The sequence below is a fragment of the Polaromonas sp. P1_A2 genome (assembly GCF_056406895.1).
The window spans coordinates 441,600-465,861 of the sequence record NZ_JBFTZI010000003.1 but is presented as its reverse complement, the minus strand read 5'-3'; the positions used below and the strand labels follow the sequence as shown (position 1 = coordinate 465,861).

At 65.2% G+C, this 24,262-nt stretch carries 24 protein-coding genes; 20 read left to right on the top strand and 4 right to left on the bottom strand.

Annotation, left to right across the window (positions count from 1 at the left end; genetic code table 11):
• Positions 1–59 precede the first annotated feature (59 nt).
• The 9 genes from AC1D09_RS14195 to AC1D09_RS14155 all read left to right on the top strand — a co-directional run bounded on the left by AC1D09_RS14195 (position 60) and on the right by AC1D09_RS14155 (position 10,042).
• Positions 60–905: a TatD family hydrolase gene (locus AC1D09_RS14195; protein WP_477661311.1), complete on the top strand. Its 846-nt coding sequence runs from the start codon at positions 60–62 to the stop codon at positions 903–905.
• On the top strand, positions 902–1,411 hold the full coding sequence (locus AC1D09_RS14190) for a DNA-deoxyinosine glycosylase (protein WP_477661310.1): 510 nt from the start codon (positions 902–904) through the stop codon (positions 1,409–1,411). Before AC1D09_RS14195 ends, AC1D09_RS14190 begins: the two co-directional genes overlap by 4 nt.
• Positions 1,411–2,196 carry a class I SAM-dependent methyltransferase gene (locus tag AC1D09_RS14185; protein WP_477661309.1) on the top strand — a complete coding sequence of 262 codons (786 nt, stop codon included), beginning with the start codon at positions 1,411–1,413 and terminating at the stop codon, positions 2,194–2,196. The genes AC1D09_RS14190 and AC1D09_RS14185 overlap by 1 nt, the downstream gene beginning before the upstream one ends.
• Positions 2,197–2,239: 43 nt before the next feature.
• A complete protein-coding gene (tfpB, locus tag AC1D09_RS14180) occupies positions 2,240–4,042 on the top strand; it encodes a type IV pilus assembly ATPase TfpB (RefSeq protein ID WP_477661308.1) in 1,803 nt (600 codons plus the stop codon).
• Positions 4,043–4,272: 230 nt separating this feature from the next.
• The gene (locus AC1D09_RS14175) at positions 4,273–4,758 is read left to right on the top strand and encodes a tripartite tricarboxylate transporter TctB family protein (RefSeq protein WP_477661307.1); all 486 of its coding nucleotides are present in this window, start codon (positions 4,273–4,275) and stop codon (positions 4,756–4,758) included.
• A 13-nt stretch (positions 4,759–4,771) separates the two neighbouring features.
• Entirely contained in the window at positions 4,772–6,283 is a 1,512-nt protein-coding gene (locus AC1D09_RS14170; RefSeq protein WP_413330946.1) for a tripartite tricarboxylate transporter permease, read from the top strand.
• Positions 6,284–6,393: 110 nt separating this feature from the next.
• The gene (locus AC1D09_RS14165; RefSeq protein WP_477661306.1) at positions 6,394–7,374 is read left to right on the top strand and encodes a Bug family tripartite tricarboxylate transporter substrate binding protein; all 981 of its coding nucleotides are present in this window, start codon (positions 6,394–6,396) and stop codon (positions 7,372–7,374) included.
• A gap of 145 nt (positions 7,375–7,519) precedes the next feature.
• On the top strand, positions 7,520–9,130 hold the full coding sequence (locus AC1D09_RS14160) for a gamma-glutamyltransferase family protein (RefSeq protein WP_477661305.1): 1,611 nt from the start codon (positions 7,520–7,522) through the stop codon (positions 9,128–9,130).
• 9 nt (positions 9,131–9,139) lie between these two features.
• Positions 9,140–10,042, top strand: coding sequence for a DMT family transporter (locus AC1D09_RS14155; protein ID WP_477661304.1), 903 nt, complete (start codon positions 9,140–9,142; stop codon positions 10,040–10,042).
• A gap of 35 nt (positions 10,043–10,077) precedes the next feature.
• Here the strand turns inward: AC1D09_RS14155 and AC1D09_RS14150 are convergent, their stop codons facing one another.
• Complete coding sequence (locus tag AC1D09_RS14150; RefSeq protein ID WP_477661303.1) at positions 10,078–10,536, bottom strand: Lrp/AsnC family transcriptional regulator; 459 nt, start codon at positions 10,534–10,536, stop codon at positions 10,078–10,080.
• Between the two features lie 122 nt (positions 10,537–10,658).
• Between AC1D09_RS14150 and AC1D09_RS14145 the strand changes: the two genes are divergently transcribed.
• A complete protein-coding gene (locus AC1D09_RS14145) occupies positions 10,659–11,195 on the top strand; it encodes an RBBP9/YdeN family alpha/beta hydrolase (RefSeq protein WP_477661302.1) in 537 nt (178 codons plus the stop codon).
• Between the two features lie 65 nt (positions 11,196–11,260).
• Here AC1D09_RS14145 and AC1D09_RS14140 read toward each other — a convergent pair whose 3' ends face one another.
• Entirely contained in the window at positions 11,261–12,304 is a 1,044-nt protein-coding gene (locus AC1D09_RS14140) for a M48 family metalloprotease (protein WP_477661301.1), read from the bottom strand.
• Between the two features lie 34 nt (positions 12,305–12,338).
• Positions 12,339–12,917: an SH3 domain-containing protein gene (locus AC1D09_RS14135; protein WP_477661300.1), complete on the bottom strand. Its 579-nt coding sequence runs from the start codon at positions 12,915–12,917 to the stop codon at positions 12,339–12,341.
• Positions 12,918–12,987: 70 nt separating this feature from the next.
• Between AC1D09_RS14135 and AC1D09_RS14130 the strand changes: the two genes are divergently transcribed.
• From AC1D09_RS14130 to AC1D09_RS14090, 9 genes are all read left to right on the top strand, one after another.
• Positions 12,988–13,782: an SDR family oxidoreductase gene (locus tag AC1D09_RS14130; protein WP_477661299.1), complete on the top strand. Its 795-nt coding sequence runs from the start codon at positions 12,988–12,990 to the stop codon at positions 13,780–13,782.
• Positions 13,783–13,790: 8 nt separating this feature from the next.
• A complete protein-coding gene (locus AC1D09_RS14125) occupies positions 13,791–14,159 on the top strand; it encodes a hypothetical protein (RefSeq protein WP_477661298.1) in 369 nt (122 codons plus the stop codon).
• A 36-nt stretch (positions 14,160–14,195) separates the two neighbouring features.
• Positions 14,196–15,239 carry a LacI family DNA-binding transcriptional regulator gene (locus AC1D09_RS14120; protein ID WP_477661297.1) on the top strand — a complete coding sequence of 348 codons (1,044 nt, stop codon included), beginning with the start codon at positions 14,196–14,198 and terminating at the stop codon, positions 15,237–15,239.
• 167 nt (positions 15,240–15,406) lie between these two features.
• Positions 15,407–16,513: a Bug family tripartite tricarboxylate transporter substrate binding protein gene (locus AC1D09_RS14115; protein ID WP_477661296.1), complete on the top strand. Its 1,107-nt coding sequence runs from the start codon at positions 15,407–15,409 to the stop codon at positions 16,511–16,513.
• An 11-nt stretch (positions 16,514–16,524) separates the two neighbouring features.
• Complete coding sequence (locus AC1D09_RS14110) at positions 16,525–17,805, top strand: glucarate dehydratase family protein (protein ID WP_477661295.1); 1,281 nt, start codon at positions 16,525–16,527, stop codon at positions 17,803–17,805.
• Between the two features lie 78 nt (positions 17,806–17,883).
• Entirely contained in the window at positions 17,884–19,035 is a 1,152-nt protein-coding gene (locus AC1D09_RS14105; protein ID WP_477661331.1) for an ABC transporter substrate-binding protein, read from the top strand.
• A gap of 147 nt (positions 19,036–19,182) precedes the next feature.
• Complete coding sequence (locus tag AC1D09_RS14100) at positions 19,183–20,280, top strand: ABC transporter ATP-binding protein (protein ID WP_477661294.1); 1,098 nt, start codon at positions 19,183–19,185, stop codon at positions 20,278–20,280.
• A 1-nt stretch (position 20,281) separates the two neighbouring features.
• Positions 20,282–21,172, top strand: coding sequence for an ABC transporter permease (locus AC1D09_RS14095; RefSeq protein ID WP_477661293.1), 891 nt, complete (start codon positions 20,282–20,284; stop codon positions 21,170–21,172).
• Positions 21,169–22,029: an ABC transporter permease gene (locus tag AC1D09_RS14090; RefSeq protein WP_477661292.1), complete on the top strand. Its 861-nt coding sequence runs from the start codon at positions 21,169–21,171 to the stop codon at positions 22,027–22,029. The genes AC1D09_RS14095 and AC1D09_RS14090 overlap by 4 nt, the downstream gene beginning before the upstream one ends.
• Positions 22,030–22,117: 88 nt before the next feature.
• On the opposite strand, the gene AC1D09_RS14085 is transcribed toward AC1D09_RS14090, so the two are convergent.
• Positions 22,118–23,017 carry a DMT family transporter gene (locus tag AC1D09_RS14085; RefSeq protein WP_477661291.1) on the bottom strand — a complete coding sequence of 300 codons (900 nt, stop codon included), beginning with the start codon at positions 23,015–23,017 and terminating at the stop codon, positions 22,118–22,120.
• Between the two features lie 153 nt (positions 23,018–23,170).
• Here AC1D09_RS14085 and AC1D09_RS14080 point away from each other — a divergent pair, with 153 nt between their 5' ends.
• Positions 23,171–24,166, top strand: a complete 996-nt coding sequence (locus tag AC1D09_RS14080) for a quinone oxidoreductase family protein (protein WP_477701101.1) — start codon at positions 23,171–23,173, stop codon at positions 24,164–24,166.
• Positions 24,167–24,262 lie beyond the last annotated feature (96 nt).

Genomic DNA, 24,262 nt, shown 5'->3' with positions numbered 1-24,262 from the left:
TGCTCTTTTTCTCGTAGCTTCCCTCTCTTGATCGCACCCCCTTTGCACCCCTTTAGCGCATGACTTTCTGGATAGACACGCATTGCCACCTGGACGCCGGGGAACTGGCCGCCGATGTGGACGCGGTGCGCGCGCGCGCCGCGGCGAACGGGGTGGCGCACTGCGTGATCCCGGCCGTGGGCGTCTTTAACTTCGAGGCGGTGCGGCTGCTGGCGCACCGCTTTGCGGACAGTTATGCGCTGGGCATACACCCGCTGTGCGTGCCGCAGGCGCGTGATGAAGACCTGCAGGCGCTGGATGCGGAACTGGCCCTCAGGCGCGGCGACCCGCGCCTGGTGGCGGTCGGGGAAATCGGCCTCGATTATTTTGTGCCGGCGCTCACGGAAAGCCCGATGCGCGAGCGCCAGGAGTTTTTCTACCGCGAGCAGCTCAAGCTGGCGCGCAAACACGGCCTGCCGGTGATCCTGCATGTGCGGCGCTCGGCCGACAAGCTGCTCAAACATTTGCGCGAGCTGGTGCCCGAGGGCGGCTGGCACGGCATAGGCCATGCTTTTAACGGCAGCGAGCAGCAGGCCGGTGAATTCCTCAAGCTGGGTTTCAAGCTGGGTTTTGGTGGCGCGGTGACCTTTGAGCCGGCGCGCCAGCTCAGGCGCCTGGCGGTGGAGCTGCCGCTGGATTCGCTGGTGATGGAAACCGACTCGCCCGACATCCCGCCGCACTGGGTGTACACCACGGCGGCCGAGCGCGAGGCCGGCAAGCCGCAGGGCCGCAACGAGCCGGGCGAGCTGCCGCGCATTGCGCAGCAGGTGGCCGAACTGCGCGGCATCAGCGTGGAGGCACTGGCGGCCGCCACCACGGCCAATGCCCAGCAGGCCTTGCCGGGCCTCAAGGCGCTGCTCGCATGAAGGCTGTGCCACTGACCGGCCTGGCGCCGCTGGTGTCGGACCGCACGCGGCTGCTGGTGCTGGGCAGCTTTCCGGGCGCGGCCTCGCTGGCGGCGCAGCAGTATTACGGCCACCCGCAAAACCATTTCTGGAAAATCCTCAAGGCGCTGTGGCCGCCCGGCCCGGCGGACACCGGCCCGGATGCCTACCGGGCGCGCAGCGAGTGGCTGCTGTCCAGGGGCCTGGGCCTGTGGGATGTGTACGCGGCCTGCGAGCGCGAAGGCAGCCTGGACAGCGCGATCCGCAATGCCGAGGTCAACGACCTGGCCGGCCTGCGCCGCCTGTGCCCGGCGCTGGAAGCGATTGCCCACAACGGCGGGGAAAGCTTCAAGCATTCCAGGCACACCCTGGCGCTGGGCCTGCCGGTCTACAAGTTACCCTCGACCAGCCCGGCGAATGCCTCCTGGAGTTTTGAGCGCAAACTCGCGGCCTGGCGGGAAGTTTTTGAAAAACACGGACTGGTTTGATGCAAAGAAAAGAAACGGCCAAAGAAATGGCTAAAGAGAGTGCGGCAATGGAATTGCCCGAGGTCAACTTCTCGGACTACGGCGATGTGCGTTTTCTGCACCTGGGCACCGAATGGGTGCAGGGCTCCATGCTGCGCGACGCGCCCTATGACATCGAGCTCGAGTATGTGCAGCGCATGATGGCGGGGCTGCTGTTCATGGACGCGGCGGCCGTGCCCAAAAAGCATGCCATGCAGCTGGGCCTGGGCTCGGCCGCGCTGACCAAGTTCTGCTACAAAAAACTGCGCATGAAGACCACGGCGATTGAAATCAACCCGCAGGTGGTCACGGCCTGCCGGGTCTGGTTCAAGCTGCCGCGCGACGACCTGAGGCTGCATGTGATCGAGGCCGATGCCGCGGCCGAAATCAAGAAGCCGGCGCACCAGGGCACGGTGGACTTGCTGCATGTGGACCTCTACGACCATGAGGCGGCCGCGCCGGTGCTGGACAGCGCGGAGTTTTATGAAGACTGCCGCGGCCTGCTGGCCGAAAACGGCGTGATGACGGTGAACCTCTTCGGCCGCGATTCCAGCTATGTGCAGTCGCTGACGAAGATCGCCGAGGCCTTCGGCCCCGAGGCGGTGTGGGCCTTCACGCCGACGCGCGAAGGCAATACCGTGGTGCTGGCCCAGCAGGAGCCCACGCGGCCCGAGCGCGCCGCGCTCTTGCAGCAGGCCGGCGTGATCGAATCGCGCTGGGACCTGCCGGCCAAGAAGTGGCTGCGGCTGTTCAAGCCGGTGGCTTGAGGCGGGTAACAAAAGCCTTGATGGATGGGGTACAGTGCCACCCATGAGCGCCGTGACCCATCCCAAGCCCCATCGTGATGCGCATGCGAAAAAAGGCCACGCCGGCCCGCTGGACTGGCGCATCCTGGTGGAGTGGCTGGGCGAGGACGGCGTGATCAGCGCCACCGAGGCGCAGCGCACCATCGCGCGCTGCTCGCAGGTGCAGAGCGCGCAGCCGCCGCTGATGCGGCTGGCCAGCGTGGGCATGACGCGGCTGGCCGACGGCAAGCCGCTGGACATCGAAACCATGTCGCAGTGGCTGGCGGGCCGGGCGGGCCTGGGCTACCTGCGCATAGACCCGCTCAAGGTCGACGTGGGCAAGGTGGCCGAGACCATGTCGGCCATGTATGCCGAGCGCCACAAGGTGCTGCCGGTGCAGGTCACGCCCAGCGAGGTGGTGATCGCGACCTCCGAGCCTTTCATCACCGACTGGGTGCAGGAAGTCGAGCGCCAGGCCAGGCGCAGCGTGCGCCTGGTGGTCTCCAGCCCGCTGGACATCACCAAGTTCACGGCCGAGTTTTTCGCTTTGGCCAAATCGGTCAAGGCCGCGGTCAAGTCGGGCAGCGCCTCGGGCTCGGCGAGTTTCGAGCAACTGGTGGAGCTCAACAAGAGCAACAAGCAGCTCGACGCCAACGACCAGGGCGTGGTGCAGGTGGTGGACTGGCTCTGGCAGTACGCCTTCGACCAGCGCGCCAGCGACATCCACCTGGAGCCGCGCCGCGAACAGGGCGTGATCCGTTTTCGCATCGACGGCGTGCTGCACCCGGTGTACCAGCTGCCCATGGGCGTGCACAACGCGATGACGGCGCGCATCAAGCTGCTGGGCCGCATGGACGTGGTGGAAAAACGCCGCCCGCAGGACGGCCGCATCAAGACGCGCAACCCGCGCGGCGACGAAATCGAAATGCGCCTGTCGACGCTGCCCACGGCCTTCGGCGAAAAAATGGTGATGCGGATTTTCGATCCGGACACCACGGTCAAGAACCTGGACGCGCTGGGCTTTTCGCAGCACGACGGCGACCGCTGGGAGGCCCTGGTCAAGCGGCCCCACGGCATCATCCTGGTCACCGGGCCGACCGGCTCCGGCAAGACCACCACCCTGTATTCCACGCTCAAGCGCCTGGCCACCGAGGAGGTCAACGTCAGCACGATCGAGGACCCGATCGAAATGATTGAGGCCTCCTTCAACCAGACGCAGGTGCAGGCGCACCTGGACTTTGATTTTCCCGAAGGCCTGCGCGCGCTGATGCGGCAGGACCCGGACATCATCATGGTGGGCGAAATCCGCGACCTGCAGACCGCCGAGATGGCGGTGCAGGCGGCGCTCACGGGCCACCTGGTCTTCAGCACGCTGCACACCAACGATGCGCCCTCGGCGGTCTCGCGCATGATGGAGCTGGGCGTGCCGTCCTACCTGATCAATGCCACCATGCTGGGCGTGCTGGCCCAGCGGCTGGTGCGCACCCTGTGCCCCAGCTGCCGCGAGCCCGATGAGGACGCCGCGCGCGAGACCCTGGCCGAGCTGGTCAAACCCTGGCAGATCAGCGGTGGCTACCGGCCCTACAAGCCGGTGGGCTGCGTGGACTGCCGCATGACGGGTTTCCGCGGGCGCATGGGGCTGTATGAACTGCTCACGGTCACCGAGGGCTTCAAGGAAAAGGTTTCCAAGGAGCCGAATATCGACGCGCTGCGGCGCCAGGCGGTCAGCGAAGGTATGCGCCCGCTTCGGCTGGCAGGCGCGCTGAAAGTGGCCGAGGGCCTGACCACCATCGAGGAAATCCTGGCCTCCACGCCGCCCCTGTCTTGAGGGCGCGCCCGCGGCCTTAACAAGGCCCCTGTTTCGGCCGTAAACAAATGTTCGAGAGGGCGATACCGAGGGTTTTCACGGCTTTTCACGGCGCCCAGCCTTCCTGTAAGTGAGGGGTAAGCCAAAGATAAACGAAAGGTAAGTGAAAGCCACATGTCGGGGCAGGGGGATTGAATGCACAATCCAGCGATTCTTTCTTTTACTTTTATGTATGTATTGAGGAGACAGCCGTGAATATCAAGAGTCAAAAAGACTTTTTCTCCGGCCTCATGTTCATGGGCGTCGGCGTGGCGTTCGCATGGGGGGCTACGACCTACAACGTGGGCGAGGGCGCCCGCATGGGTCCCGGCTACTTCCCGCTGATGCTGGGCGTGCTGATGGCCATCCTGGGCGCGGCCATCACCTTCAAGGCGCTGGTGGTGGAAGCCGTGGGCGGCGACAAGATCGGCAAGTGGGCCTGGAAGCCGCTGGCCTTCATCATCCTGGCCAACCTGATCTTCGGCGTGCTGCTGGGCGGCCTGCCCAGCATCAAGCTGCCCCCCATGGGCATGATCGTGGCCATCTACGCGCTGACCTTTATTTCCAGCATGGCCGAAGAAGGCTGGAAAGTGAAAAACACCTTCATCCTTGCGACCGTGTTGGCCATCGGCAGCTACCTCGCCTTTGTTGTCCTGCTCAAGCTGCAGTTCCCGGTGTGGCCTTTCTTCATCGGCTAAGGAGATATCAAAAATGGATCTGATTGCAAATCTCTCGCTGGGTTTTGGCGTGGCGTTCACGCCCATCAACCTGGTGTATGCCTTTATCGGCTGCCTGCTGGGCACCCTGATCGGCGTGCTGCCCGGCATCGGCCCCGTGGCCACCATCGCCATGCTGCTGCCGGCGACCTACGCCCTGCCGCCCGTTTCGGCGCTGATCATGCTGGCCGGTATTTACTACGGCGCCCAGTACGGCGGCTCCACCACCGCCATCCTGGTGAACCTGCCGGGCGAGTCCTCGTCCGTGGTGACCTGTATTGACGGCTACCAGATGGCGAGAAAAGGGCGGGCCGGGCCCGCGCTGGCCGCGGCCGGGCTGGGGTCCTTCTTCGCCGGCTGCGTGGGCACGCTGATCCTGGCGGCTTTCGCGCCGCCGCTGACCGAGCTGGCCTTCAAGTTCGGCCCCGCCGAATACTTCGCGCTGATGGTGCTGGGCCTGATCGGCGCCGTGGTGCTGGCCTCGGGTTCGCTGCTCAAGGCCATCGCGATGATCGTGATGGGCCTGCTGCTGGGCCTGGTGGGCACCGACGTGAACTCCGGCGTCGCGCGCTTCAGCTTCGACGTTCCCGAACTGACCGACGGCATCGGCTTTGTGACCATTGCCATGGGCGTGTTCGGCTACGGTGAAATCATCAGCAACCTGGCGCAACCCGAGCATGAGCGCGAGGTGTTCACCGCCAAGGTGTCCGGCCTCTTCCCCACCAAGCAGGATTTCAAGGACATGACGCCGGCCGTGCTGCGCGGCACCTTCCTGGGCTCGGCGCTCGGCATCCTGCCCGGCGGCGGCGCCTTGCTGGCGGCCTTCGCGGCCTACGCGCTGGAAAAGAAGATCCGCATGAAAAAGGGCGAAGTGCCCTTCGGCCAGGGCAATATCCGCGGCGTGGCCGCGCCCGAATCGGCCAACAACGCCGGCGCGCAGACCTCCTTCATTCCGCTGCTGACGCTGGGCATTCCGCCCAACGCCGTGATGGCCCTGATGGTGGGCGCGATGACGATCCACAACATCCAGCCCGGCCCGCAGGTCATGACCAGCAACCCCGAACTGTTCTGGGGCCTGATCGCCTCGATGTGGATCGGCAATGCCATGCTGATCATCCTGAACCTGCCGCTGATCGGCATGTGGATCAAGCTGCTGACCGTACCTTACCGCTACCTGTTCCCGGCCATTGTGCTGTTCTGCGCGATCGGCGTGTACTCGACCAACAACAACACCTTCGACGTCTGGATGGTCGGCATCTTCGGTGTGATCGGCTACCTTTTCGTCAAGCTGGGCTGCGAACCCGCGCCGCTGCTGCTGGGCTTCATCCTGGGCCCCATGATGGAAGAAAACCTGCGCCGGGCCCTGCTGCTGTCGCGCGGCGACTGGAGCGTGTTCGTCACGCGTCCGCTGTCGGCCGGCCTGCTGGGCGCCGCCCTGCTGCTCCTGATCATCGTGCTGCTGCCCTCGGTCAAGAACAAACGCGAAGAGGCCTTCGTCGAGGACTGATCGCGAACCCCGGGGCCCCGGCCCCATTCGGTACAAAAGGCACCTTGAGTGCCTTTTGTTTTGCCTATTTGCGACGTAGTCGGTCTGGAAAATCGTTGCACAATGGTGAAATGAAACGTAAACATATCATTCACCTGGCGGCGGTTTTTTCGGCAGCTTTTTCCGGGGTTTTGACGGGCCCCGCCCTGGCCCAGAGCTACCCCTCCAAGCCTATCCGCATGATCGTGCCTTTCCCCGCGGGCGGCGCGACCGACATCCTGGCGCGCGCGCTGTCGCAAAAACTGGGCGAAAAAATCGGCCAGTCGGTGATCGTCGACAACCGGCCGGGCGCGGGCGGCACCATAGGCGCGGACACCGCCTCGAAGTCGCCGGCGGACGGCTACACCTTGCTGCTGGCCACCTCGAGCACGCACAGCATAGGCCCGGCCATCAACCCGAAAATTCCCTACAACGCCGAGACCGACTTCACACCCATCGCCTATGTGGCGAGCTCGCCCAACGTGGTACTGGTGCCCAATTCCTCGCCGTCGAAAAACATGCGGGAGTTCATAGAGCATGCGCGCAAGAACCCGGGGCGGCTGAACTATGCCTCCAGCGGCAACGGCACCATCGTTCACCTGACCAGCGAGTACTTCAAGGCCCAGTCGGGCACCTTCATCCTGCACATTCCCTACCGCGGCACGGCGCTGGCCATGCCGGACCTGATCAGCGGCAAGGTCGACGTGCTCTTCGACTCCTTCGTGACCGGCATGCCCCATGTGCGGGACGGCAAGCTGCGCGTGCTCGCGGTCACCACACTCAAGCGCACGTCACTCGCGCCCGAGCTGCCGACGGTGGCGGAAACCCTGCCGGGCTTCGAGTCGGTCACCTGGTTCGGCCTGTACGGCCCCAAGGGCATGCCGCCGGACCTGGCCGGCAAGGTCAACCAGGCCGTCAACGCCGCGCTGGCCGATGCCGACGTGAAAGACCGTTTCGCCCGGCTGGGCGCGGAGCCCACGGGCGGCACGCCGGCGGCTTTCGCGGCCATGGTCAAAGCCGATACCGCGAAGTGGAAAAAAATCATTGCCGAGCGGAAAATCACGGCTGATTGATTTATCCGCAGAGATTGGTTCATCCGCAGATTTACGCAGATGAACGCAGATGAAAAACCAGGCCGCGCGCCGCGTTTGTCTTTATCTGTGTTCATCTGCGTCATCCGCGGATATGAATTTCTCACCTTGAACAGCCAGCCCAATCATGAACTTCAATTTCAGCAATCCCTATACCTCCACCCGCCTGCCGCTGTTCGCGCGCAACGTCGTTTCGACCTCGCACCCGCTGGGCGCGCAGGCCGGGCTGCGCATGATGCTCAAGGGCGGCAATGCGGTGGACGCCGCGATCGCGGCCGCGGCCGCCATGGCCATCGTCGAGCCCGTGAGCAACGGCCTGGGCAGCGACGCCTTCTGCATCCTGTGGGACGGCAAGGAGCTGCACGGCCTCAACGGTTCAGGCCGTGCGCCGCAAAGCTGGACGCCGGACTACTTCAAGCGCAAATACGGCGCGGACGCGGCCGCGCCGCCCAAGCGCGGCCTGGATGCCGTGACCGTGCCGGGCGCGGTCGCGAGCTGGGTGGCGATGAGCGGGCGTTTCGGCAAGCTGCCTTTCGCCGACCTCATGGAGCCGGCCATCGAGATCGCGGAGCGCGGCTACCTGCTGCCCACCGTGGTGCAGCAGAAGTGGGCGGCCGCGACCGCCGAGCTGAAGTCGCAGCCCGGCTTTGCGCAGTCCTTCCTGCCCTGGGGCCGCGCGCCGAATGTCGGCGAGCTGTTCCAGTTCAAGGCCGCGGCAAGGGCCTTGCGCGCCATCGCCGAGACCAGGGGCGCGGCCTACTACGGCGGCGCCATTGCCGGCGCGATTGAAAAGTTCTCCGCGCAAAACGGCGGCAGCATCACGGCGAAAGATTTCGAAAGCTACCAGCCCGAATGGGTCAAGCCCATCGCCAAGGACTACCGGGGCTACACCCTGCACGAGATCCCGCCCAACGGCCAGGGCATTGCCGCGCTGATCGCGCTGGGCATCCTGGACAAGTTCGATGTGGCGGGCCTGGCGGTGGACGGCGTGGATTCCCAGCATTTGCAGATCGAGGCCATGAAGCTGGCCTTCGCCGACGTCTACAAGTATGTGGCCGAGCCTTCGTCAATGGCGGTGACGGCCGAGCAAATGCTCGATGACGCCTACCTCGCATCCCGTGCCAAACTCATCAACATGAAAAAGGCACAGGACTTTGGCGCGGGCAACCCGGTCAAGGGCGGCACGATTTACCTCACGGCGGCCGACGAGGACGGCATGATGGTGAGCTTCATCCAGAGCAACTACATGGGCTTCGGCTCGGGCTGCGTGGAGCCGGAGTTCGGCATCAGCCTGCAAAACCGCGGCCACGGCTTCAGCCTGCAGCCGGGCGCCAACCAGGTCGCGCCGGGCAAGCGGCCTTTCCACACCATCATCCCGGCCTTCCTGAGCAAGGACGGCCAGCCGGTGATGAGTTACGGCGTGATGGGCGCCAACATGCAGCCGCAGGGCCATATGCAGACGCTGGTGCGCATGCTGGATTACGGCCAGAACCCGCAGGCCGCCTGCGACGCGCCGCGCTGGCGCTACAACGCGGGCATGGAGATCAATGTCGAGGCGGCGATGGACGCGCGCATCGTGCAGGGCCTGACGGAACGCGGCCACCGCGTGGAAGTCATCAACGACTCCTACCAGGACTTCGGCGCCGGCCAGTTCATCTGGCGCGCCGGCAACCCCAAGACCGAAGGTTATGTGGCGGCCAGCGATGCGCGGCGCGACGGCCAGGCCGTGGGTTTTTAAGCGACCGTTTTGAGCAGCCCACCTCACACCGCCGCCAAAAGCCTCGCGCCCGGCCTGCTGCTGGCCACCTTCGGCGCCATCGCCTTCAGCGGCAAGGCCATCATCGTCAAGCTGGCCTACCGCTACGGCGTGGACGCGGTCACGCTGATCATGTACCGCATGCTGTTTGCGCTGCCCATCTTCGCCGTGATGGCCTGGTGGGCCAGCCGCGGCAAGGCGCCGCTTACGCGCAAGGACTGGCTGGGCGTGCTGTGGCTGGGTTTCACGGGCTATTACCTCGCGAGCTTCCTGGACTTCGCCGGCCTGGCCTATATCAGCGCCTCGCTGGAGCGGCTGATCCTGTACCTCAACCCGACCCTGGTACTGCTGTTGGGCCTGGTGATGTACAAGCGCCGCGTCGGCGCGCCGCAGCTGATAGGCATGGCCATCAGCTACTGCGGCGTGGTGCTGGTGTTCGGCCACGAGATCACCTTGCAGGGCGCGGACGCGGCCTGGGGCGCGCTGCTGGTGTTCCTGAGCGCGGTCAGTTATGCGCTCTACCTGGTCTACAGCGGCGAGATGGTCAGGCGCCTGGGCTCGCTGCGCCTGGTGGGGCTGGCCACGACGGTGGCGTGCCTGTGCTGCCTGCTGCAGTTCGTGCTGCTGCGGCCCCTGAGTGCCGCCGCCGTGGCGCCCGAGGTGATCTGGCTGTCGGTGCTCAACGCCACGCTGTGCACCGCGGCGCCCGTGCTCATGGTGATGATGGCGATTGAGCGCATAGGCGCGGGCATGGCCGCGCAGACCGGCATGGTGGGCCCCATGTCCACCATCCTGATGGGCGTGCTGATCCTGGGCGAGCCGTTTACCGCCTGGGTGGCGGCGGGGACGGTGCTGGTGATCGCCGGCATCTTTGTTTTCACAAGAGGGCGCTAGCCGCGCCGTCCTGCCTTCAATCCGCGGGAATCCGATCAAGTTTTAGGCGCACGGACTATCTTCGCCGGGTAGCTCGCCAGCACGACGGCCGTCGACACAGCGCCAAGCTTCGCGAGCGCGTCAATCGTGTGCTCCAGATCCGGCATTTCCGAGGCCACCACGCGCACGACGAAGCAGTCTTCCCCGGTGATCCGGTGTGCATCGATGACCTCCGGCATGGCCGCAAAAGCCTGCAGGCAGAGTGGAATTTGAGCGTGCGTGGTGCGTATGCGGATGACGGCCGAGGTCGGGTAGCCTGCCTGGCGAAGGTTGATCTTCGCCCCATATCCTTCGATCACGCCCGCTTCTTCAAGGCGCCGGATGCGTGCGGTGACGGCCGGCTGTGACAAGCCGACCTGCATTCCGAGATCGGTGTTCGTGATGCGCGCATTGAGCTGCAATGCCTCGAGAATTTTCCAGTCGAGCTTGTCAAGATCGGCCTGCTTTGATTTCATTTGCATGGGATTGAAAATTCAAATGATTTAAAGAATGGACGCACCCAATTCCTCGAACTCTCCATGGTGCGGATTCTCATTCATTTTTAGACTGGACCTCTTTTTTCATAGGTGGTCAAGAAATGATGTCTCCTGTTCTGATCGTGCCCGGCATTGGGAATTCAGGTCCTTCACACTGGCAGAGCCTTTGGCAGGCGCGGGGTCCTGAGTGGCATCGACTGCAAGTCAAGAATTGGGATCACGTTGTCTGCGATGACTGGGTATCGGCCATCAGCCGGCATATCGCGTCGCTTGGGCCTGACACCCTCATCGTGGCGCACAGCCTGGGTTGCCTGGCGGTCATTCACTGGGCGGCCCGGGAAGGAAAGAAAATCAGGGGCGCCATGTTGGTCGCCGTACCTGACCCTGCCTCGGCGGCCTTTCCAGCTTCTTCAGCGATCGCCTTCTCACCCGTGCCACTCAAAAAGCTGGAGTTCCCCTGCACTGTCGTCGCCAGCACGGACGATCCCTACGGGAGTGCGTCGTATGCCCGCTCCTGTTCGAAGGCTTGGGGAGGCCGCTATGTCGAGGTCGGGCCGCGCGGGCACCTGAATTCGGAAAGCGGCCTTGGAAACTGGCCCTTCGGGATCGAGCTGCTCGAACAATTTTCAGCGACTTGATCCCTGCCTGGCCTGCGCGCCAGCCTCAGGCGGGTTCTCTGCCCGAGGCTGGCTTGCCGGTTTTCTCAGTTCGTCTTTTTGGCCGGTGGACGTGCTGGCACCTGTGCGGTTGGCCGGCGGTTCGAGCCGCTGATGCGCTGCGCCACCGTGACGGCCGGCTGGCCGGCATAGGCGTCGAGGCGCGTGCCCATGGCCAGCTCGAGCTGGTTCAGGCGGGTCTGTGCCGGCGGGTGGGTGCTCAGCGAGAGCGCGAACAGCGCGTCGTCGGGCGCGGCGGTGCGCAATTGCTGCAGCACCGCGACCAGGCCGTAGGGATCGAAACCGGCGCGTGTGGCCAGGGCCACGCCGCTGCGGTCGGCGTCGAATTCATCCTGCTGGTCCAGGCCCTTGGTGTACATATTGCGGCCCAGCGCCAGCAGCTGCTGGGACACCATGCCGCCCAGATCGTTCTTGAGCTGCGAGCCTATGACCTGGGTCAGCAGGCCGGCACGCGCGCTTTTGTTCAAGGCAATCAGGTGGTGCTTGGCGGTGACGTGGGTGATCTCGTGGGCCAGGATGCCGGCCAGCTCGCCCTCGTCGGCCACGCGGTCTATCAGGCCCTTGGTGACGAAGACATAACCGCCCGGCGTGGCGAAGGCATTGAAGCCGGGGTCGTCGAGGATGGCGAAGGTCCAGGGCAGGTCGGGGCGCGAGGACTGCAGGCTGATCCAGCGGCCCAGCTGGTTGATGTAACGCTGCATGGCCACGTCGGGATAAAGCGGCTTGCTGCCCAGCAGCACGGCGGCCAGCTGCTGGCCGATCTGGATTTCGCGCGGCTCGTCGATCTGGTCCAGCGACTGCGACAACAGCTTGAACAGGTCGCCGCCCTGGGCGGCCTGCTGGCCGCCCGGCGTGAGGCCGGCGCCCAGCAGCGCGCCGGCCAGGCCCGAGGCGGTGTTGGGTTGCGCGGGCGCCGGCTGCGCGGGCTGGTTGGGGCGTATCAACGACTGGAACAGGCCGCCCAGCGCCTTGCCGGCGTCCTGGGCCTGGGCGCCCAAGGGCAGCACGGCCAGCAGGGCCAGTGCAAAGGCCGCCTGGCGCGCCGGCTTGGGAAAGTGGTGAAAATTCATGGCGATGCCTCTTGTCTCTTGTGTGTTTTATGTCTCAGCGGCTGTACGTTTCGGGTGCGGTGCCGCTGGGCGAGGCGGCCGGTGGTGGGGCCGGCGTGGGCAGCGGGTCGACCTGGCGGCTGTTCAATGAGGCACTGCCGGCGAACTGGCGGGCCTGCGCGGCATTCACGCGGTTGGCGTCGGCCTGCGCCACGGCCGCGAGGTTGGGCTGCGCATTGGCCAGGTCTTCGGCGCCCAGGCCGCGTATGCCGACGGTGGAGGTGGACACCGTGCTGGACGGCGCTTGCGCGCTGCCCTTGTTGAAAAAGCTCGAGAGGCTGCGCAGCGCGCCGCCGGCAGCGCCGCCCGAGGGGGCGCTGGCCGAGGTGATGTCGAACATATGGACCCAGCCGCTGGTGCCGTCGGCCATGCGCACCTTGATCCAGGCGCCCTGGCGTTCGCTGAGCCGTGTGACCGAGGTCTGGACGGGAAGCGGCGCCAGGCTGCGGGCCGAGTCGCCGGGCGCGTCGCGCAGCTGTGATTCGCGTTTGATGAGGACCGCTTCGCCCTGGGGCTGGGCTTGCGCCGGGGCGCTGAAGGCCAGCAGCCCTATGAGCAGGGGAGCGATAACCATCCCCGCCTGTGTTTTGTATTTACTCAGTATCATGAGCCGCTCTCCCCCGTGGTTGTAATGAGGAATTATTATGGATTTGGGTATTGCAGGCAAATGGGCGCTGGTCTGCGGCGCCAGCAAAGGTTTGGGCCTGGGTTGCGCGCAGGCGCTGGTGCGCGAAGGCGTGCATGTGCTGATCGTGGCGCGCGGCGAGGACACGCTGAAGGCCGCCGCTGAAAAACTCACGGCGGACAAGGCCAAACCCGCCGGCACCAGCGTTCAATATGTTGCCGCCGACATCACCACCGTGCAAGGCCGCGCGGCCGTGTTCGCGGTGCGCAAGGACTTCGACATCGTCGTGACCAATGCCGGCGGCCCGCCGCCCGGCGACTTCCGCGACTGGGACCGCGATGCCTGGATCAAGGCGGTGGATGCCAACATGCTGACCCCCATCGAACTGATCAAGGCCACGGTCGACGGCATGGCCGCGCGCGGCTTCGGCCGCATCGTCAACATCACCTCGAGCTCGGTCAAGTCACCCATCGACGTGCTGGGCCTGTCCAACGGCGCGCGCAGCGGCCTGACCGGCTTTGTGGCCGGCGTGGCGCGCAGCAAGCTCGCGGCCCAGGGCGTGACCATCAACAACCTGCTGCCCGGCGCTTTTGACACCGACCGCCTGCGCGGCACCATGAGCGGCGCCGCGCAAAAAAGCGGCCAGCCGCTGGAAGCCGTCATGGATGCGCGCCGCAAGAACATCCCGGCCCAGCGCTTCGGCACGCCCGAGGAGTTCGGCGGCATTTGCGCCTTCCTCTGCAGCACGCATGCCGCCTATATGACGGGGCAGAACGTGCTGGCCGACGGCGGGGCCTATCCAGGTACCTACTGAGCTCCGTGTTGAGCCTGGACTACCTCCACTTCGATTACGCGGAAGGCGATGAGGGCGCGGGCACGCTGGAGGCCATGGCCTCCACCTGGCCCGAGCAGGTGCCCTCCGTGCATGCCGAGGTCGTGCGGGTGCTGGCCTGGGCCCATGCGGAATTCCCGGGCCGGCGCGGCCCGCTCGAGGATGGCTTTGACTGGGACTACAACCTGCACGGCATGCGCGAGCTGACGGCGCCCGAGGCGCTGCTGTATGACGAGGCGGCGGGGCGACTGGCGGTGCAGCCTGGCGCACCCGGCAAGGCCCGGCACACCCTGACCCTGACGCTGAGCGGCAGCGCCGGCTTTTGCGAGGCCTTCCGGCAACAGTTCGGCCTGGATTGAGTACGATGGGTGCCAAGTTAGCGTTAACATCTGGGCATGAAATCACCCTCTGAGACGCTGCGCAAGGCCAAGCGCGCCCCGCGCCCCGGAACCGGCGGCATCACCCTGAGCGACGTGGCCAGCCTGGCCGGCGTGTCGGCCATCACGGTGTCGCGCGCGCTCAACACGCCGGCGGCGGTCTCGCCCGAAACCCTGGAGCGCGTGCGCGGCGCGATTTCGCGCAGCGGCTATGTGCCCAACCTGGTCGCCGGCGGCCTGGCCTCCAACCGCAGCCGGCTGGTCGCGGCCCTGGTGCCCACCATCGCCGGCCCGGTGTTCCTGGAAACCATACAGGCGCTGACCGATGCGCTGGCCGAGGCCGGCTGCCAGCTGATCCTGGGGCAAAGCGGCTACAGCGGCGCGCGCGAGGACGCGCTGATAGACGCCATCGTGGGCCGGCGGCCCGACGGCATCGTGCTGACCGGCATCATGCATTCACCCGAAGGGCGCAAGCGCCTGCTGGCCTCGGGCATTCCCATCGTCGAGACCTGGGACATCACGCCAACGCCCATCGACATGATCGTGGGGTTTTCCCACGAGAAAGTCGGTGCGGCGGTAGCCGACTACCTGTACGGCCAGGGCTTTCGCCGGCCCGGCGTGGTCATCGCGGAAGACCAGCGCGCCTTGCGCCGCCGCGCCGGGTTTGAGGCGCGGCTGGCCGAGCTGGGCGTGCATGGCATCCCGGTCTGCACCGTGCCTGCGCCTTCATCGCTGGCCAACGGCAGAGCCGGTTTCGCCGACCTGCGCGCGCGTCATCCTGATATTGATGTGGTTTTTTGTGGCTCCGATGTCATTGCCCACGGCGTCATCACCGAGGCCCAGGCGTTGGGCCTGTCCATTCCGGGTGATGTGGCGGTCATGGGTTTTGGCGACCTCCCGTTTGCTGCTTTTACCCATCCGTCCCTGAGCACGGTGCGTATCGACGGCACATCCATAGGCCGTCAGGCGGCCCGGTTCATCCTCGACGTCGCTGAAAATCGCGACGTCGGCGCACGGGTGCGAGACCTAGGGTTTCTCATAGTAAAAAGAGCCAGTGCCTGACTTGACGCAAGGCTGGCCCTTACTCTACCATTAATTTGTTAGCGCTAACAAATTGGTTGAGACCGCAGTAGATTTGATTTCCTGTTGTCACACGGCCCCAGCCCTTGTTTTTCGAATTCAATGCAGGCCGCCGACCTCGCCGTCGGCAAATAAAAAAGGAGACAAGCATGAGTCAAGTCACTATGCGCGCGCCGGAGCTTTCTCAAAACCATTGCCGGTACCGGGGCCGCGATGGCCTGACCCGGGCTGGAAAAGAAACAACCAGGAAAGTGCTTTGCGCCGCGCTTGTGTGCGTGGCTGCAGCCGCCGGCCTGCTGGCCCTTCCGGTTCAGGCCCAGACCGACTACCCGACGAGGGCGATCAAGCTCATTGTTCCGTTTCCCGCGGGCGGCACCAGCGACGTAATGGGACGCATGATTGCGGATGAATTGACCAAAGCCCTGAAGCAGCCCGTGGTCGTTGAGAACCTCGGGGGCGCCGGCGGGGTCATCGGCACGGAGAAGGGCGCCAGAGCGGCGCCCGATGGCTATACGCTGATACAAACTGGTGTCGGCCAGAATGCGGTGGCGCACGGCCTCAACCCCAAGCTCGGCTACGACTCCCTCAAGGACTTCGTCCACATCACGCAAGTCCACTCGGGGCCCAACGTGCTGGTGGTCCATCCCTCTACGCCTTTCACCACCTTCCAGGAGCTCATCACCTACGGGAAAGCGAATCCCGGAAAACTGAGCTATGGCTATGTCCCTGCGGCCTCCGGTCACATGGCCATGGAGCTGCTCAAGCAAACCGTTGGCACCTGCTCGGGCGTGAAAAAAGAAAACTGCAAGCCCCTGTTCATGGTGGGCATTCCCTACCGGGGCGGCGGCCCCATGATGACGGACCTTCTCGGCGGACAGATTCCCTTCATGTTCATCAACCAGGACGTGGCGCTGCCGCATATCAAGGCGGGCAAGCTCCGGGCCCTGGCTGTGACCAGCCTGGCGCGCAATCCCCTGTATCCGGACGTGCCCACCATTCACGAATCGGGCTACCCCGGTTTCTCCGCCTTGTCATGGTCAGGCCTGTCGCTCCCCAAAGGCACGCCCAAGCCCATTGTGGACAAAATAGAAGCCGCCGCCGTCCAGGCGATGCAGTCCCCCGCCATCCGCGCGCGGATGGAGGCCAACGGTTTTGTGGTGCCGGCCCAGGGCAGTGCGGAATACACGCGGTTCGTGGCACGGGAGCTGGACCGCTGGACGCGGGTCATCAAGATTGCCGGAATCAAGGCTGAATAGTGGTGGGACGGATGAAAGATATCAAAATCAGCGCAGTTCGAATCACGCCCATCGCGTTTCGCGATGCGCCGCTGCTCAATGCCAGCGGTATCCACGAGCCCTGGGCCCTGCGCAGCATTGTCGAGCTGGAAACTTCGGACGGACGCCTTGGCATCTCTGAAACCTACGGCGACGAGCCCATGGTGAAAGTGCTGGAGCAGGCCCGTACCTTGATCCTCGGCCTGTCCCCGTTTGAGCTGAACGCCATGGAAGAGCGCGTACGCGCAGCCATCAAGCCCGGACACGCCGCCGACGGCAGCGTGCAGTTCGAGCTTGCGCCGGGCTCGCACACCGCCAAAAATGCCGACAAGGTCATCAGTGCGATGGAAGTCGCCATGCTCGACCTGCAAGGGCAGATCCTGGGCATGCCCGTGTGCGACTTGCTGGGCGGTGCCGTGCGCGCGGAAGTGCCTTACAGCGCCTATCTGTTCTACAAATACGCGGAGCACGCTGACAGGCCTTATGCACCTGACGCCTGGGGCGAAGCCGTCACGCCCGAGCAGGTTGTGAAGCAAGCGCAGCGCATGGTGAGCCTTTACGGCTTCAAGAGCATCAAGCTCAAGGGCGGCGTGTTCCCGCCGGCTGAAGAAATCGCGGCCATGAAGGCGCTGTCCAAAGCCTTCCCCGGTGTGCCCTTGCGGCTGGACCCGAATGCCAACTGGACGCTGGAGACCAGCATCGCCGCCGCAAAAGAACTCGACGACTTGCTGGAATATTACGAAGACCCGGCACCCGGCCAAGAGGCCATGGCCGAGCTGGCCCGGCACTGCCGCATGCCGCTGGCGACCAATATGTGCGTCACCACGATGGAGGAGTTCAAGCGCAATGCCTCCACGCATGCGGTGAAAATTTTGCTGTCCGATCACCATTACTGGGGCGGCTTACGTGCCACGGCCTCGCTGGCGCGCATGTGCGAAGTCTTCGGCATGGGCATGTCCATGCACTCAAATTCTCACCTGGGCATCAGCCTGATGGCCATGACGCATGCGGCGGCGGCCATTCCCAACCTGACCTACGCCTGCGACACGCACTATCCGTGGCAGGAGGAAGAAGTCATCAAGGGCGGCCGCATCAAATTTGAGCAGGGGGCCGTCAGGGTGCCGACAGCCCCGGGCCTGGGTGTGGAACTCGACCCGGCCAAACTGGTCGAACTGCACCAGCAGTACCTGGCTTGCGGCATACGCAACCGCAACGACCTGGCGCAGATGCGCAAGTACCAGCCGGGGTTTTCCGGCGCCAGCCCGCGTTTTTAAGAGGCCGCCACGAGCCTCGTGTTTTCAGTCCACAGCAACAACGAAGGAGACAAGACCATGACGAAGTTCAAACATTTGATGTCCCGCCTGGGAGGGGGCCTGCGGGCCGCCGGTATCCTGGCAGCGCTCGCGGGCGCGGCCCATGCGGAGCCCGTGACGCTCAACGTCGTTGACGTGGCCGGCAACCTGGCGCTCACGCAGGAGGCGCTGGAGAGTTTCGCGGCGAAAAACCCCAACCTGGTCTCGCGCATCACCTTCACCAAGGCGCCCGCGCCCGAGCTGCCCGGAAAAATCCGCGCCATGCAGGCGGCAGGCCGCACCGACATCGACCTGGTGCTGACCGGCACCGATGCGCTGGCCGCCGGCATGGCGCTGAACCTCTGGGAGCCCATGCTGCCCGCGCATGCCGCCAAGTTTCCCAACCTGATGGACAACTACCTGCCCAGCGCCCGCAAGATGCAGGACCTGGCCAACGGCCAGGCCGTCATGGTGACTTATATGCCCGCGGGCCCGCTGCTTGAGTACAACCCCGACAAGGTCAAGGCGCCGCCCAAGACGCCGGCCGAACTGCTGGCCTGGTGCAAGGCCAACCCCAACAAGCTGATTTACGCGCGCCCCGCCAACTCGGGCCCGGGCCGCACCTTTTTGATGGGCCTGCCCTACCTGCTGGGCGACAAGGACCCCAAGGAACCGCTGGCCGGCTGGGACAAAACCTGGGCTTACCTGAAGGAACTCAACAGCTGCATCGAGTACTACCCCACGGGCACCGGCGCTGTCATGAAGGAACTCGGCGAAGGCTCGCGCGATATGACGGTCACCGTGACCGGCTGGGACATCAACCCGCGCGCGCTGGGCGTGGTGCCCAAGCAGTTCAAGGTGGCGGCGCTCAATGGCTTCACCTGGATCAACGACGCCCACTACATGGCCGTGCCCAAGGGCTTGCCGCCCGCCCGCCAGGCGGCCGTGATGGAGCTGATGGCCTACCTGCTCAAGCCCGAACAGCAGGCGCTCACCTATGACTCCGGCTACTTCTACCCCGGCCCGGCCGTGAAGAACGTGCCGCTGAGCGCGGCGCCGCAAAAGAGCCAGGACATCATCAAGGAATACGGCCGCCCTGAGTATGCCGACTGGATCGCCAAGCAGCCGCACACCCAGCCGCTGGATGACAAGGCCATGGTTGCCGCTTTCAAGAAGTGGGATCAGGAAATCGGCTCGGGTAAAGGCAAATAAAAGGATATTGCTCCCTCTCCCTCTGGGAGAGGGCGGGGGTGAGGGCCGCGGCCTGTGCACGAAAGCGTGGTGTTATTGCCGCCGCTGGCCCTCACCCCAACCCTCTCCCAGGGGGAGAGGGAGTAGATATAACAAAAGGTTTTCGACATGGTGATGCCAAACACCACGGGACGGCCCGTGGAAAAAAACGAGTTCAAGCAGCTGCGCCTGGAGGGGGTGAGCCGCCAGTTCGGCGGGGCCAACGCGCTGGACCAGCTGTCGCTGACCATAGAGCGCGGTGAGTTCATCGCGCTGCTGGGCCCTTCTGGCTGCGGCAAGTCCACCGCGCTCAACTGCATGGCGGGCCTGCTGCCGCTGTCGGGCGGCAGCATCTGGCTGGACCAGCAGCGCATAGACACGCTGCCGCCGGAAAAACGCGGCTTCGGCATGGTGTTCCAGAACTACGCGCTGTTCCCCCACCTCACTGTCAGCCGCAATGTGGGCTTCGGCCTGAAGATGCGCGGCGTGCCGGCGGCCGAGATCGACAAACGTGTGGCCGCGGCGCTGGACACCGTGCAGCTGCAAGGCCATGCCGACAAGCTGCCCGGCCAGCTCTCGGGCGGCCAGCAGCAGCGCGTGGCGATCGCGCGCGCCATCGTCATCGAGCCGCCGCTGATCCTGATGGACGAGCCGCTGTCCAACCTGGACGCCAAGCTGCGCATTGAAATGCGTTCGGAGATACGCCGCATACACCGCGCCCAGGGTTGCTCCACCATCTACGTGACGCATGACCAGGACGAGGCGCTGGCCATGGCCGACCGCGTGGTGGTGATGAAGCTCGGGGTGGTGCAGCAGGTCGGCACGCCCCAGGAGGTGTTCGCGCGGCCGGCCACGCTGGATGTGGCACGCTTCATGGGCTACCGCAATGTGCTGCCGGCCCGGGTGCTGCGCTCCGACGGCGCCAGCGTCACGGTTGAAGGCGCGGGCGGCGTGCGCCTGGCGGGCACGGCCATGCAGGCCCTGGCCGCGGGCGCCAACGTGATGGTGGCTGTGCGGCCCGACGAGATCGCGATTGCCGAAGGCGAACATGCTTTCCCCGGCACGGTGGAAACCGCGGAATACGGCGGCCGTGAATGGCTGCTGCAGGTCAGGACGGCTTTTGAGGACCTGCTCTATGTGCGTTCGTCGCGCGCCGTCACGCCGGGTGACAGCGTGATGCTGGCCGCTGCGCCCGATCGGGTGCTGGTCTATGCGGGAGAGTCCTGAGATGGCCGGGCTCGCCACGCCAACCCCCGCCGCCCAGCATGCGCGGCCGCCGCTGGACCCGGCCGTGATGCTGGTTGCGCCGGCGGCCGCGGTGATGGTCATGTTTTTTGTCTACCCCTTTGCCTACGGCCTGCTGCTGTCCTTCCAGCCGGCGCAGGGCGGGGTGCTGCAGAACTACATCCATTTTTTCCAGACACGCGACCTGTGGCAGACCATAGGCAACACCATGCAGCTGGCGTTGCCGGCCACGCTGATCAACGTCGGCTTTGCGCTGGCCATTGCTTACGCCACCCGCGTCAAAAGCCCTTACCAGCGCCTGCTGTCCACCCTGCTGGTGGTGCCGCTGACCCTGGGCACGGTGTTGATCGCCGAGGGCATGCTGACCTACTTCGGCCCGCGCGGCTGGCTGGCGCAGGCGCTGCACTGGCTGAACCTCTATGAAGGCTCGATACGCCTGACGCACAACTACTGGGGTGTGCTGATCTCGCTGGTCATCACCGGTTTCCCGTTTGCCTACCTGCTGATCCTCTCCTACATCACCGGCATAGACCCGGCGCTGCCGCGCGCCGCGGCCACGCTGGGCGCCGACGGCTGGAACCGCTTTCGCTACATTTATTTGCCGCTGCTCACGCCGGGCCTGGTCATGGCCTTCTGCCTGAGTTTTGTGCAGGCCTTCTCGGTCTTTCCCTCGGCGGTGCTGCTGGGTTCGCCGGCCGGCACCACGCGCGTGATTGCGATTGCGGCCTACGAAGCGGCTTTTGAACAGTACGACTACTCGCTGGCCTCGGCCGTCGCCATGATCATGGGCCTGGCCCAGCTGGCCATCGTTGCCGCCGCGCTGGGCCTGCGCCGGCTGTTCTACCGCGGCCCTGTCACCGGAGGCAAGGGATGAGCGCCGCGGCACAACACCATCCCCACCCGCTGCGCGACCGTGCCTGGCGCGCGCTGGTCTGGGGGGTCATTGCTTTTTTCCTGGTCAACGTCGGCCTGCTGATCCTCGCGGTCGCCACCAATTCGGTGGCCACACGCTGGCTGGGCACCTGGCTGCCCGAGGCCTACACCACGGCCTGGTATGTGTCGGCCTGGAAGGAATTCCAGCTCAGCCATGTGCTGGTGGTCACCGTGGTGGTGGTGTTCTCGGTGGTCTTTTTGTCGCTGCTGATCGGCGTGCCGGCCGCCTACACGCTGGCGCGCAAGGACTTTCGCGGCAAGAAGCTGCTCACCCTGCTGTTTTTGCTGCCGCTCATGGTGCCGCCCATCACCTACGGCATTCCGCTGGCCACGGTGATGTACCAGCTGCACCTGGCCGGCACCTTGCCGGGCGTGATCATCGCCAACATGATCCCGGCCCTGCCTTTTGTGATCCTGGTGATGACGCCCTTCGTCGAGCAGGTGGACACCAACATCGAATCGGCCGCGCGCGTCTTCGGCGCCAATACGCGGCAGATGTTTCTCTACACCCTGGTGCCGCTGCTGGCGCCCGGCGTGCTGGCGGCCGGCCTGCTGGTGCTGGTGCGCACGGTGGCCATGTTCGAGCTGACCTTTCTGGTGGCCGGCCCCGACACCCAGACCCTGGTGGTTGCGCTGTATTACGCGGTCTTCGCCGCGGGCGTGCGCGCCGGGCAGTCGGTGGATGCCATGGCCATGATTTACATGGCGATCACGGTGCTGTGGCTGCTGATCGCGCTGCGTTTTGTGAACCCGACGCAGCTGGTCAGCCGCGTCAAGGAGCATCCGGTCAAGGCTTGAGTACGGCAGTCAAAAATTTCCGTTGGTGGAAATTGGGCACGGAAAGCAGCACGGGCTGTTCTCCGTGCTTTTTTTTTGCCGCAACCGCTTAGCGCCGCGATGACACCACGATGCCGCCCACGATCAGCACAAAGGCCAGCGCGTGGTAGAGATGCGGCAGCTCGCCGAGGAAGGCGGCCGAGAGCAGGGCGGCGAACAGCGGCGTGAGGTTGGAGAAAAAACCGGCGATGGCCGGCCCGACGCGCTGCACGCCCATGCCCCAGCAGCGGTAGGCGATCACCGCGGGCCCGATGGCCACGTAGAGCAGGGCCGCGGCCAGCGGCCAGCCCCAGGCGATGTGCGCGTCGGTCAGCGCCCATTCACCGGCGGCGAAAGCCCCCGACCAGCCCAGGCCGAACACGATTTGCGCCAGCAAAAAAGCCGCCCAGTCGCCGCGAATCTCTTTGGGCTCCCTGGGTTGCGACAGCAGCCAGCTGTAAAACGCCCAGGCCAGCGTGGCCAGCAGCACATAGAGGTCGCCGGGCACCAGTTGCACCTGCATCAACAATTCCCATTGGCCGCGCGAGAGCACCACCAGCACGCCGGCAATCGACAGCACGGCGCCGGCGAGCTGGCGCCGCGACACGGGCTGGCCGAAGCACAGCGCGCCCACCACCAGCATCCAGATGGGCACGCTGGAGGCCACCAGCGTGACGTTGAGCGGTGTCGAGGTCTTGAGCGCCAGGTATTGCAGCGCGTTGTAGCAGCCCACGCCCAGCAGGCCCAGCACGGCGAAGCGCTTCCAGTGGGGCCAGAGGCTGCTGCCGGGCTTGAGCAGGCGCCAGGCCAGCGGCAGCAGGATCACAAAGGCCAGGGCCCAGCGCAGGAAGTTGAGCGTCATGGGCGGCACCAGGCCGGTGACCAGGCGGCCCACCACGGCATTGCCGGCCCAGAGCATGGGGGGAAGCACCAGCAACGAGGCGGTGGCGGGAGTCAGGCGCTGAGTCATGGCGGCGACTTTAGCAAGCGCTGTCCTTGCCCGTAGTCCGGCTGGGATTCAACCCTCGGCCCGAGCGGCCCATTTCGATTCATGGCACCATGGCAGCCACGCTTTTTTGTCTTTATTTTGCTTTTACTTTCCCCGTTTGCAAGGAACACGCCCATGGCCTCATACCCCTCCAAAGCCGTCCACATCAACCAGCACGGCGGCCCCGAAGAACTCAGGCTGGTGGACGTCACGGTGGGCGAGCCCGGCCCGGGTGAGATACGCATACGCCACAAGGCCGTGGGCCTCAATTACATCGACGTCTACCAGCGCAGCGGCGTCTACCCCTTTGCCATGCCGCTGCAACTGGGCATGGAGGCCTCGGGTGTCATCGAGGCCGTGGGCGAGGGCGTCAGCCACCTCAAGGTGGGCGACCGCGCGGCCTATGCCAGCCAGCCGCCCGGCAGCTATTGCGAGCTGCGCGTGATGCCGGCCAAGTGCGTGTGCAAGCTGTCCGACGCGATCTCCTTCGAGACCGGCGCGGCCATGATGCTCAAGGGCCTGACCACGCAGTACCTGCTGCGCCGCACCCAGCCGCAGGGCGGCCTGCAGGCGGGCGACTATGTGCTGTTCCACGCGGCGGCCGGCGGCGTGGGCCTGATCGCCTGCCAGTGGGCCAAGGCCATGGGCCTGCAGCTCATAGGCACGGCGGGCTCCGACGAAAAATGCGCGCTGGCCTTGTCGCAGGGCGCGGCCTTCGCGATCAACTATACGAAGGAGGACTTTGTGGCCCGCGTCAAGGACATCACCGGCGGCAAGGGCGTGAAGGTGGTGTATGACTCGGTGGGCAAGGACACCTTCATGAAGTCGCTGGACTGCCTGCGCCCCTTCGGCCTGCTGGCCAACTTCGGCAATGCCTCGGGCAAGACGCCGCCGCTGGACATAGGTGTGCTGGCGGCCAAGGGTTCGCTCTATGTGTCAAGGCCCACGCTGTTCACCCACATCGCCACACGTGAAGTCACGCAGGAAATGGCCGACGAGCTGTTTGCCATGGTGACCAGCGGCAAGGTCCATATCCCTATTGACCAGCGGTTTGCCCTGGCCGATGTGGCCGAGGCGCACCGCGCGCTGGAAGCCCGCAAGACCACGGGCTGCACCATTCTGACTTTGTAAACCGGGGCGAAATGGCCGGCCTCTGGGCCTAGGCTGTGTAAAGCTGCGGGAGGGGATTCAACGCAAGCCGGGGGGTGTGCGTTAGAAGGGATCGCA